The sequence below is a fragment of the uncultured Subdoligranulum sp. genome, assembly GCF_937890665.1.
This window is the reverse complement of record NZ_CALADU010000152.1, coordinates 1-6311: the sequence shown is the minus strand read 5'-3', so window position 1 is coordinate 6311 and position 6311 is coordinate 1. Positions and strand designations below refer to the sequence as shown.

Below are 6311 nucleotides of genomic sequence, written 5' to 3'. Positions count from 1 at the left end.
CCACAAAGCTTTGCAGATGTTCCCCCTGCGCCAGCATGGTGGACAGGTCGAGGTTCACGGCAAGGCCAGGATTGTCCAGCCGCTTGACCAGCGCAAAGGCCTCCGCGGTACCGTTGAGATAGTTGGTATAGGCCGGGGCGTTGGCCTCGATGGCCAGACGCACGCCATACCGGGCTGCCAGATTGCCGGCCTGCACAAAGAAGGATTCCGCCAAGGCATCGTCGGCCCCCAGCGGACGCATCCGGTTCTTGGGACAGCCGAAGACCAACGACGGACAGTTGAGGCTGTGGGCAAACTGGAAAGCCCCGGCGGTATAGTCCAGCAGTTCCTCGCTTTGGGCTCCCTCAAAAATATTGCCCTTTTGGCCGTACCAGATACTTTGCAGGCTGGGTACCGAGAACCCCCAACGGTTTTTTAGATACCCGCCGAACAGGGCGGCGGAGGTCAGATTCTCGTAGGGTTCTGCCGGGAAGATCCGGGTGGGGGCAATCTCCAGCCCCGTGAAGCCCGCTTGCTGCATGGCCGTGTAGACGGCCTCATCATCCTGTTTATGCCATGCGATGTTGGAGATTGCCAGTTTACATACGGGCATCGTCCCGCTCCTTCCCCGGCCGCAAAAAGCGCCGTATATCGTCCAGTTCCTGCTGTTCCGTACACAGATAGGGACCGTCCCCCCCCAGCAACGCCCCGTAGCGGCTATGCAGGTCATAGTCAAATGGGGCCTTAGGCAGTTCGTTGTGCCAGTCGGTTTTGCCGGTGACGGCGGTGTAAACCGTTTCGGCGGAAATCGGCGGCGTGCAGAGATGCAACAGCCGCAGCCCGGCCTGCCGGGCCGCCGTCAGATCATCCCATAGGCGGCCCAGATTGTAGAATTGATACCGGCTGCGAGAGTCGGTAAACGCCAGCGCGTTGAAGTCGTTGGCGGCAAAGAAAGCCCGCAGCGCCGCCGCATCCACGGCGCCATTGCACTTGTAAAAGCCTTTGTCCGCCAGCGTATAACCGTCCCGCACCAGTTCGGATTTTTGCGCCAGTTCGTGGTATTTCTCCGGTTTGAGCAGCGACGGCGTCAGGGTGCGCAGGTCATACAGGAAGTTCTTTTTGAGCCCCTGACCATAGAGAGCGGGCAGCCGGACGATGAGGGCATCGGGGAAATCCTCCCGCACCCAGTGCTCCAACTGCAGGCGGTTGCGGCCATAGGCCGAAAGATTTTCGGTGTCCGGCTCGTCATCCTCGTCCTTGCCCCGGCTGTCGGCATAGACCGCAATGCTGGAGATCAGCACCACCTCTTGGGGGGCGATCTTTTGCAGGTTTTGCCGGGCCGCTTCCATGACGGCCAGATCCGCCTCGGGATCGGCGTTGGCCAAAAACATAGCTGCCGGCACCCCCGCATAGACACACAGAGAGGGGCGGGTGCCGTACTGCGCCGCCACATCACTGCTGTGGCAAGCCGCCGTAAAGTTGTGTTTGGCCATGAGATTGCCGCCCACAAACCCGGTGGATCCTACAAGAAGATCGCTGTACACACACTTCGCCCCATTTCTACACATTCATACAGAATGCATTATAACCGATTACCGCACAAAAAGCAACGCCCCGCGTCGGTTCCGACACGGGGCGAAGGCTTATTTTTGACAAATGTTTATAAATTGACCGAGAATCGACAGTCCTACCGGACCGGATTTTTCGGGATGGAACTGACACCCTACCACCGAACCATGGGCGGCTACCGCACAGACCGCCCGTCCGCCATAGCAGGTATCGGCCAAACGGTCCGCCTGCGCGGTGGGCTTGGCCTCATAGCTGTGGATAAAGTAACATTCCTGTCCGGGGGTCACACCGGACAGCACCGTACCGGCAAAATCCTTCCGGCCGCCCGCCGGCAGCAGCGGGTCCCACTGGATATGGGGTACCCGCTGGGGCGTCCCCTGCAAATCGGTGTCGGGAATTTTTACCACCCGACCGGGGATCAAGCCCAGCCCTTTCCAACAACCAAATTCCTCGGATTCCTCAAACAGCATCTGCATGCCAAGGCAGATGCCCAACAAAGGGGTTCCCTCCACGGCCTTTTGGCGGATCGGCTCCACCAGCCCCAACCGCTCCAGACCGGCCATGCCATCCCGGAACGCGCCCACACCGGGCAGTACCAGCGCGTCGGCAGCTCGCACATCCGCCGGGTCGCTGGTCAGTATCGTCTCGGCCCCGCAGTGGACCAAGGCATTCTGCACGCTGCGCAGGTTGGACAGGCCGTAGTCGATGATCGTCACTTTCATACGCCGCGCACCTCCACGCCTCCGGCCCGGATCTCCTCTTTCAGCTCCGGCACCGTCTCTTTCCCGTAATGCAGAACCGCCGCACAGGCCACTGCATCGGCCCCCGCACGGGCCGCCTCCACAATATCGTCACCGCAGCCTACACCGCCGCCGCAGATCACCGGGATATGCACCGCCGCGGTCACTGCTTGAATCAATTCCAGATCCATGCCCCGCTGCAGGCCTTCGCTGTCCACGCTCATCAGCAGGATCTCCCCTGCTCCCAGCGCTTCCCCCCGCTTGGCCCACTCCACCACGTCGTACCCTGAATGGGCCCGACCGTTGTCGTAGTAGGCTTCCCACTTGCCGGGCCAGGTTCGGCTGCGCTTCGCCTGAATGGACAACACCATGCATTGGCTGCCGAAGGCCTCGGCGATCTCGGTGATCAGTTCGGGCCGCTTGATCGCCGCCGTATTGACGGCTACCTTGTCGGCTCCCATGGCCAGCAGGTGGCGCACATCCTCCACACTGCGGACACCGCCGCCCACGCAAACCGGGATGAAGACATCCTCCACCGTTTTGCGCACAATGTCGCTGAGGTTGTTCCGGTTGTACAGGCTGGCCACAATATCGATGTAGAGCAGTTCATCGATGCCCTGCTCATAGTACCGCTTGGCGAACTGGTTGGGGTCCCCCAGCTTGCGCAGTCCTTCCATCTGGATGCCTTTGACCAGATTGGTGTCCTTCACGTCCAGTCGGGCGATCAGGCGTATTTTGTCTGCCATAGATAGTCACCTCCATTGTATAGGGGATCAAATCTCATGATGGGTCCCCTTCGGGTCGCCCCAAAGCACCTCGCTGTCACCCTCGTAGGGGGTGTAGCGCAGCTTCCACATGTTGTCCTCCCACTTCCACAGGTGGGGCGAACGGAACCGATCGGCCAGATGCATGAAGTAGGCCCGGTCCATCTTGGGTTGTTCAAACAGTTGGGACGCATGGGGGAAATGCTGCTTGTCGATGGAAAGATACTGCATGATCTCTTTCTCGAAGCGGTCGGGGTATTCGCCGTCGAACTTCTTGCACAGCGCCTTGGCTTCGTCGAGGGTGATCTCTTCGTTGCGGATCTCCTGCGCGGCGTCGTAGGTGGTACGGCCGATGCCATACTTGATGTAGGTGGTGTAGTAGAAGAAATCGTCGATCTTGTCGTCGATGGAATTGTACTTGGAGTAAGTGCCCTGCGTGCGCTCCGGCGCCGGACGGAAACCGCCATGCTCCACCGAATAATAATAGGCGCCCTGAGGATGCCACTTTTCATAGTAGCCCAAATACCGCACCTGAACGTGGTTTTTCTCCAGATTGGAGGTTTCGGAGGGCAGATAGATGGCCAGATCCGCCTTGTCGATCTTATAGTCCTCCTCCAGTTGGCGCAGGCTCACGCCGCCCAGATAGATGTGGTCGTAGTCATTGACGGCAAAGAAATGCTCATCCCGCAAGGCCGAGTTGTTATCCGCAATGGGATTGCCAAATTCCGCCTCGTTCTCCCCGTAGAACACCAGCGGGATGCCGAACTTGGCAGCCATCTTGGGGGCCAGTTGTTTCTGCCCCAGAATGAAGGGCTGGAAGGGGTGGAACAGATTCTCGGTAGCCAGACGGGTCAGCAGTCGATGAGTCTGCCCATTGGGGGTACACAGGTAGTTATCAAACCCGGCGTGGATCCAGGCCTGCATATTCTCCCAGCCCCAAGGGGTATAGATATGGGGCGCCCAGGTGACGGTCAACGGGTGCATGCCGTACTTGTACTTGAGCAGGTGGGCAGCGTAGAAGCTGTCTTTACCGCCGGACCCCGGCACCAAACAATCGTAGGAACCGTCGTTCTTGCGGTACTCATCGCAGAGTTCCCGCAGCTCCTTCTCCCGCAAGGCCCAGTCAATATGACCGTTGGCTTTATTGTGGCAGGCATGGCAGGCATCACAGACGCCGTCCTCCTGAATGACCATCGTCTTCTTGATGGAATGGATGGTGTGCTCAAACTCATAGCAGGAGTTGGGCTTCTGGTTGCTCATGACACATTCCTTACAGAACTGTACATGTTTGGGCAGGCCATAGTAGGCCTCGCGCTGGTCTTCCGGCAGATCTGGCGCGTATTTGCTGTAATCGATATCGACATAACGAGGAAGTTTTTCCATATTTCTGCACTCCATTCCGGCAAATTTCCATACAAAAAGGCGCCGTCCGTATGGCGATGCCAAACGGACGGCGCCTTTGCCGTTCCCACGTATTATAGCACACCCACCCAAACTGTGCAAGTGGGGTGTCTTTTTTGTTACACCGTGAAGTCCAAACAACTGCGCAGTTGGGTATAGGGCCGCACCTTGCCGTCGGCCACCGCCACATGGGCGGGATGGACCGAATACCCTTTCAGCGCGGCTTCATCGGTGAAGGTGGAGTCCAGCATCAGATCGGCGTTGGAGCTGGGCAGACACTCGGTCTGCACGCGGATTTCCACCAGCCCCGGGATCTGTCCGGCCAGTCCTTCCAACCCTTCCTTGATGCCTGCCTTGACGGCGTCCTTCTCGGCGCCCTGCAGTTCGGGTTTCAATGTCCAAAGAATGATGTGTTTGACCATGATGATAAACCTCCTGTTGATAATCCGGATGCGACGGCCTTTCCGTCCCCCGAGTTCGGCGTGTCATTTTCTGCCCCAGCGCCAGCAGCCAAACCAAGGCCGCCAATGCCAGACCGCAGGCAGCCGTCACTGGTCCGAGCCCACGAAACCAGTTGATATACAGTCCAAAGGCTGCATCGTCGGCAGGCATCCAGTGCTGCCAGCCGGATCGCTGAATACCGATACACGCCAGTACCGACGCCAATGCCACCGCCGTCCCCACCGTGTATGCTGTCTGGGTCAGTACTCCCCCCTGCGTCCGTGCCGACCACCAAAGGCAGCTCCCAAACGCCACTGCCAACACCACCATGAGTACCCAGGCCACCTGCCGATACTGCATTAAGATGTTGAGCAGATTGGACAATGGCGGGTTAATGTTGCTGCGCCACATATCGTCACACACGTCGCTGATCTGATCATAACGAAGGGTATCTTCGTCGGTCCATAACACGTTGGTTTCCCAGGTGATCGTATCTTGCAGATAGGTGACGACCTCCTTATACGGACTGTCCGGCTGAGAGGTTGCTCCATGCCAGATCCTGTCGGCACGGCGTATCACGGCCACCCGCACAGTTTCCGGCGTAACCAGCGGCTCCAAAATATCACCGCGAAGACTCGCTGCCTCTGCAATGGTGCGAGCTCCTTGCTGGACATTTTCGTAGATTGTCTGCAAGCAGGTGCTGGTTTCTAATTTGTGCAGATAGTAACCTTCCCGGAACAAAGTCAGCGAAAGAGCCGTCAGCAGCGCCAGCAGGCAGCCGCAAACCACCGCCAGTCCCTGCGTAGCTACCGCCAACCCCGTCGCATTCCGCCGCCGGTTCACGGCTGACCTACCTGCAGCTCCGGGCCGCTGACATAGTCACAGTAGACAAAAAAGCGTTCATCCGTAGGGTTGACGATGCCGAAGGGATAGCAGGTATACATGATGAGGTTTTCCTCTTCCGCCTCCAGATCATACGCGGAAGTATCGGTATCCAATGCTACCTGCGTACCGGTGACCACATAATGGTATTCGCCGTAAGAGGTGGTAAACGTCACTTCGTCTCCGGTCTGGACACTCTCAAAATCCCGGAAGTAGGTTCCGGTGTGGCCGCCCATCAGGATCGTTCCCCCTTCACCGGGAATCTTTGCCCCCTTATAGGTGCCGGCCCCTTTGGAGAATTCCGTTTCGGAATCTCCATAGTACACATCACAATCCACCGCTGTACCGCTGATGGTCAAATGCCCCAACAAATCTCCAGCCTGCGGATAGCTTTCCAACACACCGGTTTCCGGCTGCGCTTCGGGGGTAGCCGTCGGCTGTATCTCAGACAGGGTAGGGATTTCCGGTTCGTTGGACAAACCGGAACTGGAGGCCGCTGGTTTGAGCGCCGCCATCACCGCCCCCAAAACTGCAA

General features: G+C 58.4%; 7 protein-coding genes. All 7 read right to left on the bottom strand.

The genetic code is table 11. From position 1 onward, the window contains the following. Positions 1-592, bottom strand: a 592-nt coding sequence (locus Q0526_RS08725; RefSeq protein WP_298732595.1) for a TIM barrel protein, incomplete at its 3' end; no start/stop codon positions are given. Further along, entirely contained in the window at positions 579-1523 is a 945-nt protein-coding gene (locus tag Q0526_RS08720) for a sugar nucleotide-binding protein (protein ID WP_298732593.1), read from the bottom strand. The genes Q0526_RS08725 and Q0526_RS08720, both read right to left, overlap by 14 nt. Before the next feature lie 99 nt (positions 1524-1622). Next, the gene (gene hisH, locus Q0526_RS08715; RefSeq protein ID WP_298732591.1) at positions 1623-2270 is read right to left on the bottom strand and encodes an imidazole glycerol phosphate synthase subunit HisH; all 648 of its coding nucleotides are present in this window, start codon (positions 2268-2270) and stop codon (positions 1623-1625) included. Beyond that, positions 2267-3034 (bottom strand): imidazole glycerol phosphate synthase cyclase subunit, encoded by a 768-nt coding sequence (locus Q0526_RS08710; protein WP_298732589.1) that lies wholly within the window; start codon positions 3032-3034, stop codon positions 2267-2269. Before Q0526_RS08710 ends, hisH begins: the two co-directional genes overlap by 4 nt. 27 nt (positions 3035-3061) lie before the next feature. Continuing rightward, on the bottom strand, positions 3062-4435 hold the full coding sequence (locus Q0526_RS08705; RefSeq protein WP_298732587.1) for an N-acetyl sugar amidotransferase: 1374 nt from the start codon (positions 4433-4435) through the stop codon (positions 3062-3064). 137 nt (positions 4436-4572) lie between these two features. After that, entirely contained in the window at positions 4573-4875 is a 303-nt protein-coding gene (locus Q0526_RS08700; protein ID WP_298732585.1) for a Dabb family protein, read from the bottom strand. 858 nt (positions 4876-5733) lie between these two features. Further along, positions 5734-6311: class D sortase (locus tag Q0526_RS08695; protein WP_298732583.1), on the bottom strand; the 578-nt coding region annotated here is incomplete at its 5' end.